At 51.3% G+C, this 13961-nt stretch carries 13 protein-coding genes and 1 pseudogene; 4 read left to right on the forward strand and 10 right to left on the reverse strand.

Annotation, left to right across the window (positions count from 1 at the left end; genetic code table 11):
• Positions 1-39: 39 nt before the first annotated feature.
• Complete coding sequence (locus DQM57_RS04955) at positions 40-249, reverse strand: heavy-metal-associated domain-containing protein (protein ID WP_003674677.1); 210 nt, start codon at positions 247-249, stop codon at positions 40-42.
• 147 nt (positions 250-396) lie between these two features.
• On the opposite strand from DQM57_RS04955, the gene cueR reads away from it, so the two are divergent.
• Positions 397-789 (forward strand): Cu(I)-responsive transcriptional regulator, encoded by a 393-nt coding sequence (gene cueR, locus DQM57_RS04960; protein WP_111727167.1) that lies wholly within the window; start codon positions 397-399, stop codon positions 787-789.
• A gap of 49 nt (positions 790-838) precedes the next feature.
• Here cueR and DQM57_RS04965 read toward each other — a convergent pair whose 3' ends face one another.
• Positions 839-1201: a hypothetical protein gene (locus tag DQM57_RS04965; protein WP_111727168.1), complete on the reverse strand. Its 363-nt coding sequence runs from the start codon at positions 1199-1201 to the stop codon at positions 839-841.
• A 320-nt stretch (positions 1202-1521) separates the two neighbouring features.
• Between DQM57_RS04965 and DQM57_RS04975 the strand changes: the two are divergent.
• Positions 1522-2166 (forward strand): annotated as a pseudogene (locus DQM57_RS04975) (transposase); the annotation flags it as partial.
• Between the two features lie 223 nt (positions 2167-2389).
• On the opposite strand, the gene DQM57_RS04980 reads toward DQM57_RS04975, so the two are convergent.
• The 3 genes from DQM57_RS04980 to DQM57_RS04990 form a co-directional block, all read right to left on the reverse strand.
• Complete coding sequence (locus DQM57_RS04980; RefSeq protein WP_108043854.1) at positions 2390-2932, reverse strand: single-stranded DNA-binding protein; 543 nt, start codon at positions 2930-2932, stop codon at positions 2390-2392.
• Between the two features lies 1 nt (position 2933).
• The gene (locus DQM57_RS04985; RefSeq protein WP_108043853.1) at positions 2934-4316 is read right to left on the reverse strand and encodes an MFS transporter; all 1383 of its coding nucleotides are present in this window, start codon (positions 4314-4316) and stop codon (positions 2934-2936) included.
• 109 nt (positions 4317-4425) lie between these two features.
• On the reverse strand, positions 4426-5049 hold the full coding sequence (locus DQM57_RS04990) for a lytic transglycosylase domain-containing protein (RefSeq protein ID WP_003674685.1): 624 nt from the start codon (positions 5047-5049) through the stop codon (positions 4426-4428).
• Positions 5050-5345: 296 nt separating this feature from the next.
• Here DQM57_RS04990 and DQM57_RS04995 point away from each other — a divergent pair, with 296 nt between their 5' ends.
• Entirely contained in the window at positions 5346-6854 is a 1509-nt protein-coding gene (locus DQM57_RS04995) for a Ppx/GppA phosphatase family protein (RefSeq protein WP_111727169.1), read from the forward strand.
• A 287-nt stretch (positions 6855-7141) separates the two neighbouring features.
• On the opposite strand, the gene DQM57_RS05005 is transcribed toward DQM57_RS04995, so the two are convergent.
• The 3 genes from DQM57_RS05005 to trpS form a co-directional block, all read right to left on the reverse strand.
• On the reverse strand, positions 7142-7465 hold the full coding sequence (locus DQM57_RS05005; protein WP_003674689.1) for an Ag473 family lipoprotein: 324 nt from the start codon (positions 7463-7465) through the stop codon (positions 7142-7144).
• A gap of 363 nt (positions 7466-7828) precedes the next feature.
• Positions 7829-8374, reverse strand: a complete 546-nt coding sequence (locus DQM57_RS05010; RefSeq protein WP_107859781.1) for a hypothetical protein — start codon at positions 8372-8374, stop codon at positions 7829-7831.
• A 67-nt stretch (positions 8375-8441) separates the two neighbouring features.
• Positions 8442-9452, reverse strand: a complete 1011-nt coding sequence (trpS, locus tag DQM57_RS05015) for a tryptophan--tRNA ligase (protein WP_111727170.1) — start codon at positions 9450-9452, stop codon at positions 8442-8444.
• Between the two features lie 259 nt (positions 9453-9711).
• On the opposite strand from trpS, the gene clpB reads away from it, so the two are divergent.
• Positions 9712-12285, forward strand: a complete 2574-nt coding sequence (gene clpB / locus DQM57_RS05020) for an ATP-dependent chaperone ClpB (protein ID WP_111727171.1) — start codon at positions 9712-9714, stop codon at positions 12283-12285.
• A 90-nt stretch (positions 12286-12375) separates the two neighbouring features.
• On the opposite strand, the gene DQM57_RS05025 is transcribed toward clpB, so the two are convergent.
• Together DQM57_RS05025 and DQM57_RS05030 are read right to left on the reverse strand one after the other, a co-directional pair.
• Positions 12376-13590 (reverse strand): pyridoxal phosphate-dependent aminotransferase, encoded by a 1215-nt coding sequence (locus DQM57_RS05025; RefSeq protein ID WP_111727172.1) that lies wholly within the window; start codon positions 13588-13590, stop codon positions 12376-12378.
• A gap of 87 nt (positions 13591-13677) precedes the next feature.
• Positions 13678-13887: a tautomerase family protein gene (locus DQM57_RS05030; RefSeq protein ID WP_111727173.1), complete on the reverse strand. Its 210-nt coding sequence runs from the start codon at positions 13885-13887 to the stop codon at positions 13678-13680.
• Between the last annotated feature and the right edge of the window lie 74 nt (positions 13888-13961).

The following is a 13961-nucleotide window of genomic DNA, read 5'->3' on the forward strand; positions in this document are numbered from 1 at the left end:
AGCCTTTGGGGTGTTGCAGTCGATTTGTTGCGATTCGATTTACAAAGCCGCATCAAAGCCGCCGTCTTCCACCGCTTCTATCAGCGCGGCGGGGTTGGTTTGGGCGGGGTCGAATTCCACGACGGCGTTCTTGTTTTCCAGGCTTACTTCGGCCTTGTCCACGCCGTTTACACCTTCGAGGATGCTGGTAACGCTTTTCACGCAGCCGCCGCAGGTCATGCCTTCGATGTTTAATGTGATGGTTTGCATAGGATTTCCTTTCTGTTGGAATGAGGCTGAGGTTTTAAAGCCCGTTGCAGCCAAAGCTTTCAGGTAGCCTGAAATGATGGGTCTGCTCTTGCTTTTCCGCTAAGTGCCGCCACTATAAAGCTTTACCCGAAGTAAAGGTCAAGCATCATGATGAACATCAGCCAGGCCGCGGCCGAGAGCGGCCTTTCCGCCAAACAAATCCGCGACTACGAAAAGCACGGCCTAATCGCCCCAGCCGCGCGCAGCGAAGCGGGCTACCGCCGCTACGGACAGGCCGACCTTGTCCGGCTGCGCTTTATCCGCCATGCGCGGGAAGTGGGCTTTTCGCTGCCGCAGATCGGGCAGCTTTTGAGCCTGCAACACAACCCGCAGCGCACCAGCTGCGAAGTGAAAACGCTCACCGCGCGGCACATCGCCGAGCTGGAAGCCAAAATCGAACGCTTACAGAGCATGGTGGCCGAGCTGCAACGTTGGCACGATGCCTGCGCGGGAGACGACTGCCCGGATTGTGCGATTTTGGCCGGGCTGGAGGAGCGTTAGGCGGCTTGGGCAGAATAGAAACAGGCTACCTGAAAAGTTTCAGGTAGCCTTAGTCGGCCGCTAACGGTTTGGTATAGGCCTCGTCGTAATACGGCAGCCACTTGCCGCCGCTTTGCTTCAGATATGCGCGAAAACTTTTGTTTACCCGTGTGGCGGTGTAATCCAAATACGGTACACCGCCTTGGGTAACGTACAGCGCATCCGGCGGGTCGAAAAGATAGAGCTCGTATTCCCGGCTGTGCCGTTTATGCCGCTCGGCGAGGCGGCGGCAGGATTGCTGCATGATGTTGTCGATATCGTTTAGCTGCGTGAGGATATCCAACAACAGCGGCGGCAGCGTGTTGTTTTTCACCAAGGCGGCAGGCATATCAAACGCAAATTCGCCGTTATCCTGCGGGATGGTTATGCTCATGCCGCGATGGCCGATATCATCAATCGGCTGCCAGCGGGCAGAAGCCAGCCATGCCGGCCAATCGGCTGCTTGAAAACGGTTTAGCGGGAAGTCTCGGTTTAAATAGTGCTTGCGAAAAAAACAGCATGATGGCGGCACTGGCTAGGCTTACAAAGCTGAAGTTGGCATGATAGCAAAGGCAATGGCAAACAGGACTGTATTCATAGATTTGTTTATCAAAAGATTTTTGAAGAACTGTGAAATGCCTTGACAAGTAGAGACCTTTGCAAAATCCCCCCAAAATCCCCTAAATTACCACCCGGACATTTAGGGGATTTCTCATGAGCACCTTCTTCCGGCAAACCGCACAAGCCATGATCGCCAAACACATCGACCGCTTCCCACTATTGAAGTTGGACCAGGTGATTGATTGGCAACCGATCGAGCAATACCTGAACCGTCAAAGAACCCGTTACCTTAGAGACCACCGCGGCCGTCCCGCCTATCCACTGTTGTCCATGTTCAAAGCCGTCCTGCTCGGACAATGGCACAGCCTCTCCGATCCCGAACTCGAACACAGCCTCATCACCCGCATCGATTTCAACCTGTTTTGCCGTTTTGACGAACTGAGTATCCCCGATTACAGCACTTTATGCCGCTACCGCAACTGGCTGGCGCAAGACGACACCCTGTCCGAACTGCTGGAACTGATCAACCGCCAACTGACCGAAAAAAACCTAAAAGTAGAGAAAGCATCCGCCGCCGTCGTTGACGCCACCATTATTCAGACCGCCGACAGCGAACAGCGTCAGGCCATAGAAGTCGATGAAGAAGGACAAGTCAGTGGTCAAACCCAAACCACACCGAGTAAAGACAGCGATGCCCGCTGGACAAAGAAAAACGGCCTCTACAAACTCAGTTACAAACAACATACCCGTACCGATGAGGAAGACTATATCGAGAAACTGTACATCACTCCCGCCAATATACCGGTTTTCTCATTAACTAACAGGGAAAAGCGTTCTCCATTTGAAAACAGGATTGTTTCTAGTCTATACATATCTACTAAATTTACAGAGTTAATATATATAAATACTAACAAAGAAGATAACAAAAGCCAAAATATGTGTAAAAAAAGAGAAACCTTGCTATATAAGGTTTCTCTGGGTTTTAATGATTTATTTTTTAAAAAATTCAAGTATATAGAATTCAGAACGGGATATCGTCGTCAATATCCTCAACCGGTATAGCATGGGCTGCGGGAGCCGGTTGGCGGCGCGGCGCGGCAGGTGTTTCTTCGTGTGTTTCTTGGGGATAAGACGGGGCAGCAGGAGAAGCTTGCTGCCTTTGCGGTGCAGGACGTTGATAACCCTCTTGATTCTGACCGTAAGCTTCGTCATAAGGCACACCGCCGCTGTTTTCATTTCGACTGCCAAGCATCTTCATTTCACTGGCAATAATATCGTAGGCAGTACGTTCGATACCGTCTTTACCTTGATATTTCCGGCTTTGGATCCGCCCTTCCAAATAAACCAGCCCGCCTTTTTTGAGGTATTGTCCGGCAATTTCGGCCAATTTGCGGTACATGGTAATGTTGTGCCACTCAGTACGCTCTACACGTTGGCCGTTGCGGTCGTTCCATGTTTCACTAGTAGCAACTGAAAAATTGCAGACGGCTTCGCCGTTGGGCATATAGCGCACTTCGGGATCGCGTCCGAGACGGCCGATAAGGATAACTTTATTTAATGACATTTTAAACTCCTATAATGATGTCTTCAGCGGCAGCCTGATCGAAACCCTTCTGCAACACTTTGATATAAACAGTTTGCCTGTCGAAACTGAAACTGATGTCTTCCACGCCCTCAAGCTCCGACAAGGCACGGTATAACCCTTCCTGATTGCCCTGCCATACGCTGCCGACAGGATAGCTGAGGTTTTTGACAGGTTTGGGGGCAGGAGACAAAACGGCAAGAACCAGCCATAGCAGCATCAATGTACTGCAAAAGGCAAACACGCCGACAAAGCCGTATTTTTGGAACAACAATCCGCCTGCCGCACCGCCGGCAAACAGTCCGACCGACTGCATCGTGTTGTACACACCCATCGCCGTACCTTTCAAATCGGACGGTGCAATTTTGGAAACCATAGACGGCAAACTGGCCTCCAACACATTAAAACCGATAAAATAAACAATCAGATATACAGTAATCAGCCAAACAGAATGCATGCCGGACAAAAGACCTATCTGTGCCGCCGCAATACAGACGATACCCAAGATAAAAACCTGCTTGAGCCTGTTGCGTGTTTCACCGATGATAATCAGCGGAACCATTACCACCAAACCGGCAACGGTAGAAGGAAGATATACTTTCCAATGCTGTATTTTTTCCAAGCCAAGCTGCGTCATGGCGAAAGGAAGGGCGGTAAACAATGCCATTTGCGCGGCATGCAGGGCAAAAATACCGAAATCGAGGTTAAGCAGTTGGCGGTTTTTCAAAACTTCGCCTATACGTGCAGGCTGGGCCTGCGTATCTTCGTGCAGCTTGGAAACCTCCGGGTCGGGAGTCATAAACGCCACCACGCCGATACTGGCAACGGTCAAAATACCGGTCAGCAAGAACAAGCCGCGTACGCCGACCACATCGGCAATCATCGGGGCAACCACCAGGCTGACCGAAAAAGTCAAACCGATACTCAAACCTATCATTGCCATCGCGCGGGTACGTACACCGTCGCGCGTCAAATCCGCCAGCAGCGCGGTAACTGCCGCACTGACCGCTCCCGCACCCTGTATGGCACGGGCGGCAACCAATAAGGGCAATGTATCAGCGGCGGCGGCAAGGAAGCTGCCCACTGCAAAGACGACCAGTCCTGCATAAATGGTTTTCTTGCGTCCGAATTTGTCGGAAGCAATACCCAAAGGCAGCTGCAACAGCGCCTGCGTCAGACCGTAAATACCCATTGCCAGCCCGACCAGCGTTTTATTGTCTTCCGCGCCGGGCAGCGAAGCGGCATACATCGCCAAAACAGGCAGTACAAGGAACATACCCAGCATACGCAATGCGTACACGCCGGAAAGCGTAGTGCTTGCGCGCCATTCGTGCGGAAACATTTGAATTCGGTTATCTCTTGCCATAATACTTTTTCAGACGGCATCAGCTGCTGCTGTGCCGTCTGAATTTCCAATAAACAGATTTCAGATTATACAGGATTCGCTACGTTTCGGTTGCAGCCCGGATTCAAAATCAGTGCCACTGCCAGCGGTTGCGCCATGCACCCAAAACGGCATTCGGATACTTATTGCTGCCGAGGCTGCCGTTAAAACGGGCAAGTGCGCGGACGATGTTGCCTTTTTCAAGGTTCTGGTAATGGCGCAGAATCGTGCAGCCGTAACGTAGGTTGGTACGGATGTCGAACAGGTTGTGCGCCGGTTTGCCGATGTAGTTTTTCCAAAACGGCATAACCTGCATCAGGCCGCGCGCACCGACTCCGCTGATTGCATACTGGCGGAACGCGCTTTCCACCTCAATCAGCCCCAACACAATCTGCGTATCCAAACCGGCCCGGCTGCTTTCATACTGGATATTGACCAGCAGCCTGCGCCGCTCCTCCTCGTCGGGGACAAACCTTGCCAATCGCGCAGACATCGCGGACAACCAACGTTCGCCCTCTTTCGGATTGTCGAACACCAGCCTCGGCGGATTTATGCTGCCGACAGAGCTCCTCATCACGGAAGCCACATCGTCGGCAAGCGTTTCTTCACGTTGCGCGCCGGCTTGTGCCAGCGGGCTGAGCAACAGCGCGCCGGCCGCACACAACAGACGGCGTCGGTACGTGTTGACGGATAAATTATCGGTCGTTTTGTTCATAATATCTGGATGGCTACGCGCCCGAATGTTTCAGACGGCATTCAATATTCAGGTTTCCATATCCGAAACGCACATAAGGCAACCCTATGCGCTGTTTCGTCCGCAAAGAAACCATCCCTCGCGGAAAGCACCGATTCTACCGCCATGAAGAATGCTTGTCCAAGCATGCTGAATACCTTACATCGGGAGAATCCGGGTAAAACATCTGTGAGCGTAATCAAAAACAACCTCATCATTTATTGTCAACGCCCATACCGGCAGAGTAACATTGCATTTTCCCCACCGGTATCCACCACATGACTACCACCCCCGCAAACATCCTCGCCTCCGTCGATTTGGGTTCCAACAGTTTCCGCCTCCAGGTTTGCGAAAACAACAACGGACAATTAAAAGTCATTGATTCCTTCAAACAGATGGTCCGTTTTGCCGCCGGTCTGGACGAACAGAAAAACCTCAGCGCATCCTCACAGGAACAGGCTTTAGACTGCCTGGCAAAATTCGGCGAACGACTGCGCGGCTTCCGCCCTGAACAGGTACGCGCCGTAGCAACCAATACATTCCGCGTTGCCAAAAACATCGCAGATTTCCTTCCCAAGGCCGAAGCGGCACTGGGTTTCCCCATAGAAATCATCGCCGGGCGCGAAGAGGCCCGGCTGATTTATACCGGCGTCGTCCACACCCTTCCCCCGGAAGGCGGCAAAATGCTGGTTATCGACATCGGCGGCGGCTCGACAGAATTCATTATCGGTTCAACCCTGCGCCCCGACATTACCGAAAGCCTGCCTTTAGGCTGCGTTACCTACAGCCTGCGCTTCTTCCAAAACAAAATCACCGCCAAAGACTTCCAATCTGCCATTTCTGCCGCCCGTAACGAAATCCAACGCATCAGCAAAAACATGAAGCGCGAAGGTTGGGATTTCGCCGTCGGAACTTCGGGTTCAGCAAAATCCATCCGCGACGTCCTTTCAGCCGAATTGCCGCAAGAGGCAGACATTACCTATAAAGGCATGTGCGCCCTTGCCGAACGCATCGTCGAAGCCGGCTCGGTCAAAAAGGCCAAATTTGAAAACCTGAAACCGGAACGCATCGAAGTCTTTGCCGGCGGGCTTGCCGTGATGATGGCGGCATTTGAAGAATTGGAACTCGATAAAATGACCGTAACCGAAGCCGCACTGCGGGACGGTGTGTTCTACGACCTGATAGGCCGTGCGCTGAACGAAGACATGCGCGAACAGACGGTTTCGGAGTTCCAACACCGCTATCACGTCAGCCTCAATCAGGCAAAACGCGTTGCCGATACCGCACAAACCTTTATGGACAGCCTCTGCCACGTCAAAAACGTTACCGTTCAAGAGCTTGCCCTTTGGAAACAATATCTCGGACGGGCCGCGCGCCTGCACGAAATCGGTTTGGACATCGCCCACACGGGATATCACAAACATTCCGCCTACATCCTGGAAAACGCCGATATGCCGGGTTTCTCACGTAAAGAACAGACCATACTCGCCCAACTGGTCATCGGTCATCGCGGCGATATGAAAAAAATGGGCGGCATTATCGGCACCAACGAAATGTTGTGGTATGCCGTTTTGTCCCTGCGCCTTGCCGCCCTGTTCTGCCGTTCGCGTCAAGACCTGTCTTTCCCGAAAAACATGCAGTTGCGCACGGATACGGAAAGCCACGGCTTCATCCTGCGTATTGACAGTGAATGGCTGGAACGCCACCCCCTGATTGCCGATGCATTGGAATATGAAAGCGTCCAATGGCAAAAAGTCAATATGCCGTTTAAAGTTGAAGCCGTCTGACCTTTACAAACCAAATGCCGTCTGAATGATGTTCAGACGGCATTTCCCTATCCACAACACCCAAAAAACCGACTGCCTTGTATCTATGACGGCAGACGGGTCGATTTGCAACTCCAAGCAAAAACCTGCTTATATGCGCGGCAAATTCAGCCAACCCGGATAAGAACAAGCAAGTCTTTCCATAACCCGCGTACATGGTGCAGACCATCCCGTCAAGGCGGAGCCGGACTCAGGACATAGATAAAGCGGCAACCGGATGGCTGCCGCTTTTTTAAACAGTCAAAAAATTATTTAGCAGCGTCTTTCATTTTGTCTGCTGCTTCTTGAGTTGCATCAGCAGCTTTGTTCAAAGTATCTTTAGCTGCTTCAGTTACAGCTTCTTTGGTTTCGGTCACAGCTTGATCGGCACTTTCTTTTGCATCAGCTGCAGCATCTTTGATTTTATCTTTCGCTTCTTGAGTAGCAGAAGCAGCAGACTCAGCGACAGAAGCCGCGGTATCTTTAACATCGGACTGAACGGCTTGAGCCGCTTCCTTAGTCTCTTCTTTAGCCTCTTGTGAGCATGCCGCCAGAGCAGCCGCCATCATTGCAGCAATCAGTAATTTTTTCATATCCTATCCTTCTTACATTTTTGATTTAAATTTCAGTTAAAAAACTATTTTATGAAAACAGCGGGAAAATTGTAACACACATTCTCCTCATTTTGAGTTTCCCGTCAGTGTAATCTCGACCAAATCGCCATCACGGATGGATAGATTATCCAGCTGACAGAAATGCTCCTTACCGTCCTCTCCTCTATGTAGCTATTACCCCTATTGGAACAAAACCACTTTTATATTTACTTTTCCTATCTGACGAATTTCCATTTCTGCAAACAATTCTCCGACCGTCTCCATCAGGACAGAAAACTTGTTGCAGCCACTTTCCTGAAAGGACTAGGAAAACTCAAATGCATTATGGGATTTTTGAATACCTCAATAATGGCGGCGGCGGAAATAAAACATCCCCTCGCTGTCGATTTCCAGCACATAGCGTCCGTTCTGCACGGCGGCATATCCGCTTTTCCCCGTCTGGTAAGGTTGCAATGCGGCATGCGAGACCAGGTAATCCGTCAGCTTCCCGCCGTCTTGCGCGACATTGTCCACCAGTTTGGCAAACAAGGTATGACACACGCCGTTTGCCGCCCAACCTGCCGGACCGCCCTTATCGTCGGTTTCCATGCATTTGCCGCTGATGACTTCCAAGTCGTTGGGATGCTTGCCGATCAGTTGCAACACATTCTGTTCCGACAAGCCCTCGATCGGATAAGTCAGCTGTTTTTTGCCTTCAGCCGTTTTTCCTTCTTGCACCCCGCCCAGAGCCAAGCCAGCAATCGCCGTATTGTCGATATATTTGACTTTGAAAACCGGTTTCGGCGCACCCTGCACTGCATTTTGCGGCTGTTCCGCCGTATTTTCGGATTTACCGCAGGCTGCAAGCAGCAGGCAGCCGCTTAACACGACAAAAGATGTTTTAAGCATTCCACACTCCTGATGGTTTCAAAATTCCGTCTGAAACACGGACAATAGATGTTCAGACGGCATGGGTTTATTTCAAAGGACGGATACCGACCGCATCACGTACCTTATTCAAAAGTTCGCGCGCTTCTTTGCGCGCTTTGGCCGCGCCTGCCTGCAGGATGTCTTCGATTTGCGAAGGATTGGCGGTCAGCTCGTTGTAGCGTTCGCGCGGTTCTGCCAGCTCGGCGTTGATTTTGGCAGCCAAGAGTTTTTTGGCTTCACCCCATGCCAGGCCTTCGGCCAGCATTTGTGTGAACGCTGCTGTTTCAGACGGCATGGAGAAGGCCTTGTAGATTTCAAACAAAGGGCTTTCGTCAGGCTGTTTCGGCTCGCCGGGCTCTTTCATGTTGGTGATGATTTTGTTGACCGATTTTTGGGTTTTCTTGTCGTTTTCCCAAAGCGGAATGGTGTTGCCGTAGGATTTGGACATTTTGCGTCCGTCCAAACCGACCAAGAGTTCGACGTTTTCATCGATTTTCACTTCTGGCAGGGTGAAGAGTTCTTGGAAACGGTGGTTGAAGCGGCCGGCAATGTCGCGCGCCATTTCGACATGTTGGATTTGGTCGCGTCCGACGGGGACTTCGTTGGCGTTGAACATGAGGATGTCGGCAGTCATCAGAATCGGATAACTGAACAAACCCATTTCCACACCGAAATCAGGATCTTCCTGATGGTTTTCTACATTTGCCTGTACAGCGGCTTTGTAGGCATGGGCACGGTTCATCAAACCTTTGGCGGTAATGCAGGTTAGAATCCAGTTCAATTCCATCACTTCGGGAATGTCGCTTTGGCGGTAAAAGGTGGTGCGCTCGGGGTCGAGTCCGCAGGCAAGCCAAGTGGCGGCAACGGCTTGGGTGGATTGGTGAATCATCTCCGGTTCGTGGCATTTGATGATACCGTGGTAATCGGCGAGGAAGAGGAAGGATTCGGTATCGGGGTTTTGCGCCGCGCGGACGGCGGGGCGGATAGCACCGACGTAGTTGCCCAAATGCGGGATGCCGGTGGTGGTTACGCCGGTCAGAACTCTTTTTTTGCTCATAAAATGTCCTTACGGCATCAATGCCGTCTAAAAGGGAAAAGAATGTGCCGATTATACCTGATTTGCCACATACATCCAGCCGACAACAGACTTTTCCATATTAAGAAGATATAGTTATACACATTATTATACATTTTTATATACTTTAAATTCAGTACTATATCGAATTAAATATAGAAAAACAGAAAACAGCACTTGAGTTATCCACAGTCATGCACATATAGGTTTCAACAATGGACGTTTCCAAAAGGAAAAGAAAATGCGATTCGACAAATTAACCGCCAAATTCCAACAAGCCCTTGCAGAAGCTCAGAGTTTGGCGTTGGCTGCGGACAGCAGCTATCTGGAAGCGGGCTTTGTACTGAAAGCCCTGCTTGACGACCAAAACAGCGGAGCCGCCGCGCTCTTGGCTCATGCGGGCGTGAACGTGCCGCAGGTGAAGCAGCGTTTGCAGCAGCATTTAAACAGCCTGCCGAAAGTGTCCGGCCAGGGCGGCGACATTATGCCCAGCCGTGAATTGCAGGCGGTGTTGAACCTAATGGACAAAGCTGCAACCAAACGCGGCGATGCCTATATCGCCAGCGAACTTTTCCTGCTTGCCTTGGTGCAGCAGAACGATGCGACCGGCAAAATCCTGAAAGAAGCCGGCGCGACCGAACAAAACATTAATGCCGCGATTGACGCGGTACGAGGAGGACAAAACGTGAACGATGCCAATGCCGAAGACCAACGCGATGCTCTGAAAAAATACACGCTCGACCTGACCCAGCGCGCCCGCGACGGCAAACTCGACCCCGTTATCGGCCGCGACGACGAAATCCGCCGCGCCATTCAGGTGTTGCAACGCCGCACCAAAAACAACCCTGTGCTGATTGGTGAGCCGGGCGTGGGTAAAACCGCTATCGTCGAAGGCTTAGCACAGCGCATCGTCAACGGCGAAGTGCCTGAATCCCTGCGTAACAAACGCCTTTTGGTTCTGGACTTGGCGGCTTTGATTGCCGGCGCGAAATACCGCGGCGAATTTGAAGAACGCTTGAAAGGTGTGTTGAACGATTTGGCGAAAGACGACGGCAACACCCTGATTTTCATTGACGAAATCCATACTTTGGTCGGTGCGGGCAAAACCGACGGCGCAATGGACGCGGGCAATATGTTGAAACCGGCTTTAGCGCGCGGTGAACTGCACTGCATCGGCGCGACCACCTTAGACGAATACCGCCAATACATCGAAAAAGACGCGGCACTGGAACGCCGCTTCCAAAAAGTATTGGTCGGCGAACCCAGCGTGGAAGACACCATCGCCATCCTGCGCGGTTTGCAGGAACGTTACGAAATCCACCACGGCATCGACATCACCGACCCCGCCATCGTTGCCGCCGCGGAATTGAGCGACCGCTACATCACCGACCGCTTCCTACCCGATAAAGCGATTGATTTGATCGACGAAGCAGCCAGCCGCATCAAAATGGAGCTGGACAGCAAACCCGAGCAGATGGACAAACTCGACCGCCGCATCATTCAGCTCAAAATGGAAAAAATGCACGTTGCAAAAGAAACCGATGATGCCAGCAAAAAACGTTTGGAACTGATAGACGAAGAAATCGACGGACTGCAAAAAGAATACGCCGATTTGGATGAAATCTGGAAAGCCGAAAAAGCGGCATCATCCAGCACTGCCGACATCAAGAAACAGATGGACGACATCAAAGTCAAAATCGAGCAGGCCAAACGCCAGGGCGACTTCGCCCGTGCGTCCGAACTCGAATACGGCGAGTTGCCGAAATTGGGTGCGCAGTTGCAGGCGGCGGAAAGTAACCCCGACGGCAAAAAACAAAACAAACTCTTCCGTACCGAAGTCGGCGCGGACGAAGTGGCCGAAATCGTATCGCGCATGACCGGCATCCCTGTGTCAAAAATGATGGAAGGTGAACGCGACAAGCTGCTGAAGATGGAAGAAGTATTGCACCGCCGCGTGGTTGGTCAAGACGAAGCCGTGCGTGCTGTGTCTGATGCCATCCGCCGCAGCCGCTCAGGCCTTGCCGATCCAAACAAGCCTTACGGCAGCTTCCTGTTCTTAGGCCCGACCGGTGTGGGTAAGACCGAATTGTGTAAGGCATTGGCAGGTTTCCTGTTTGACAGCGAAGATCATCTGATTCGTATCGATATGTCCGAATACATGGAAAAACATGCTGTTGCCCGCTTAATCGGCGCGCCTCCGGGCTATGTCGGCTACGAAGAAGGCGGCTACCTGACCGAACAAGTCCGCCGCAAACCGTACAGCGTGATTCTTTTGGATGAAGTGGAAAAAGCCCATCCGGACGTGTTCAACATCCTGCTGCAAGTATTGGATGACGGTCGTTTGACCGACGGACAAGGCCGCACCGTGGACTTCAAAAACACCGTCATCGTCATGACTTCCAATATCGGCAGCCAGCACATCCAACAAATGGGCACGCAGGACTACGAAGCGGTGAAAGAAGTCGTGATGGAGGATGTGAAAGAACATTTCCGTCCTGAAATGATCAACCGTATTGACGAAGTCGTCGTGTTCCACGGTTTGGATCAGGCCAATATCCGCAGCATTGCGAAAATTCAGCTTAAAGGTTTGGAAAAACGTTTGGAAAAACAAAACCTGCGCCTGACTGTTTCCGATGCCGCACTGGACATCATCGCCAAAGCCGGTTTCGACCCGATTTACGGCGCACGTCCGCTCAAACGCGCCATCCAGTCGGAAATCGAAAACCCGCTGGCAAAAGCCCTGCTTGCCGGAAACTATGCGCCCGAAAGCGAAATCAGGGTGGAAGCCGACGGAGAAAGACTGGTGTTTGCCTAAAGGTCTGACCGTATAAAAATGCCGTCTGAAACAGAATCCCTGTTTCAGACGGCATTTTATATCCCCGGCAGACAACCTGCCCGTTCCCCCTTATTGGCGGTAGGTTTGCAGGAATCTTGCCAACCTGCCCATCGCCTCTTCAATCTGATGGACGTAAGGCAGCGTGACAATGCGGAAATGGTCGGGTTTAATCCAATTAAACCCCGTTCCCTGTACCAGCAAGACTTTTTCGCGCACCAGCAAATCGTAAACGAATTTCATGTCATCGTGGATACGGTACATTTCGGTATCGATTTTTGGGAACATATACATCGCGCCCATCGGTTTGACGCAGGACACGCCGGGTATCTGGTTGACCAATTCCCACGCCCTGTTACGCTGTTCCAAAAGCCGTCCGCCGGGCAAAATGAATTCGTTAATACTCTGATAACCGCCCAATGCCGTCTGAATCGCATGCTGCATCGGCGTATTCGCACACAAGCGCATGGACGAGAGCATATCCAAACCCTCGATGTAACCTTTTGCATGATGTTTCGGCCCGTTGAGCACCATCCAGCCTTGGCGGAATCCGGCTACGCGGTAGGCTTTGGACAAACCGTTGAACGTTACCGTCAAAAGGTCGGGGGCAAGCGCGGCAATATGGTGGTGAACCGCACCGTCATAAAGGATTTTGTCGTAAATCTCGTCGGCGAAAATAATCAAACCATGCTTGCGCGCCAGTTCGGCGATTTCGAGCAGGATTTCCTTGCTGTACACCGCTCCTGTCGGGTTATTGGGGTTGATGACGACGATGGCTTTGGTTTTGGGCGTAATTTTGGCTTCCATATCGGCAAGGTTGGGGAACCAGCCGTTTTCTTCGTCGCACAGATAATGGCGTACCGTACCGCCCGCAAGCGTTGCCGCCGCCGTCCACAAGGGGTAGTCGGGCGCAGGAATCAGGATTTCGTCGCCGTCATTCAACAGCGCCTGCATAGACATAGTAATCAGCTCGGACACGCCGTTGCCGATATATACATCATTAACCGTAATATCGCGCAAACCTTTGGTTTGATAGTAGTGAACGATGGCTTTGCGTGCGGAATACAATCCCTTCGAATCGCAATAGCCTTGAGAAGTCGGCAGGTTGCGGATGACATCGACTAAGATTTCATCAGGCGCTTCGAAGCCGAACGGCGCAGGATTGCCGATATTGAGCTTAAGTATTTTATTGCCCTCCTCTTCAAGCTGAAGGGCTTTTTTATGTACGGGGCCACGAATGTCGTAACAAACGTGATCGAGTTTTGCAGACTTGGGAAATTTATCCATGATGTGTTCCGTTATTTTTGGCGATGGATGGAAATGTACTCTTTTTAACTTCGAATTTAAAGCATCAAACCGAGATTTTCAGGCTTTTTACCTACCCTCTTTGCGCCGTTCGCTGACACTTTTCCCGCCTATGCCCCAGTTATCGGTATCCACTTCATCGATAACGACCACTGTCGTCTCAGGATTTTTACCCAATACACGACCCAACAATTCCGTTACACCTTGTATCAGCTCCTCCTTCTGCTCCGTACTCGGCGCTTCCTTACCACCGGTTACTTTAATATTGACATAGGGCATGATTGATCTCCATTCAAAAATTCTACCATCTTATCAGACAACGCCATTACACCCAACCCACTTTTTCATTTATA

The sequence above is a fragment of the Neisseria cinerea genome (genome assembly GCF_900475315.1).
GTDB classification, from domain to species: Bacteria; Pseudomonadota; Gammaproteobacteria; order Burkholderiales; family Neisseriaceae; genus Neisseria; species Neisseria cinerea.

What these genes read in the sequence shown, in the direction of transcription:
- DQM57_RS04955 (WP_003674677.1), bottom strand. Translation starts at nt 249, where the DNA reads ATGCAAACCATCACATTAAACATCGAAGGCATGACCTGCGGCGGCTGC.
- cueR (WP_111727167.1), top strand. Translation starts at nt 397, where the DNA reads ATGATGAACATCAGCCAGGCCGCGGCCGAGAGCGGCCTTTCCGCCAAA.
- DQM57_RS04965 (WP_111727168.1), bottom strand. Translation starts at nt 1,201, where the DNA reads ATGAGCATAACCATCCCGCAGGATAACGGCGAATTTGCGTTTGATATG.
- DQM57_RS04980 (WP_108043854.1), bottom strand. Translation starts at nt 2,932, where the DNA reads ATGTCATTAAATAAAGTTATCCTTATCGGCCGTCTCGGACGCGATCCC.
- DQM57_RS04985 (WP_108043853.1), bottom strand. Translation starts at nt 4,316, where the DNA reads ATGGCAAGAGATAACCGAATTCAAATGTTTCCGCACGAATGGCGCGCA.
- DQM57_RS04990 (WP_003674685.1), bottom strand. Translation starts at nt 5,049, where the DNA reads ATGAACAAAACGACCGATAATTTATCCGTCAACACGTACCGACGCCGT.
- DQM57_RS04995 (WP_111727169.1), top strand. Translation starts at nt 5,346, where the DNA reads ATGACTACCACCCCCGCAAACATCCTCGCCTCCGTCGATTTGGGTTCC.
- DQM57_RS05005 (WP_003674689.1), bottom strand. Translation starts at nt 7,465, where the DNA reads ATGAAAAAATTACTGATTGCTGCAATGATGGCGGCTGCTCTGGCGGCA.
- DQM57_RS05010 (WP_107859781.1), bottom strand. Translation starts at nt 8,374, where the DNA reads ATGCTTAAAACATCTTTTGTCGTGTTAAGCGGCTGCCTGCTGCTTGCA.
- trpS (WP_111727170.1), bottom strand. Translation starts at nt 9,452, where the DNA reads ATGAGCAAAAAAAGAGTTCTGACCGGCGTAACCACCACCGGCATCCCG.
- clpB (WP_111727171.1), top strand. Translation starts at nt 9,712, where the DNA reads ATGCGATTCGACAAATTAACCGCCAAATTCCAACAAGCCCTTGCAGAA.
- DQM57_RS05025 (WP_111727172.1), bottom strand. Translation starts at nt 13,590, where the DNA reads ATGGATAAATTTCCCAAGTCTGCAAAACTCGATCACGTTTGTTACGAC.
- DQM57_RS05030 (WP_111727173.1), bottom strand. Translation starts at nt 13,887, where the DNA reads ATGCCCTATGTCAATATTAAAGTAACCGGTGGTAAGGAAGCGCCGAGT.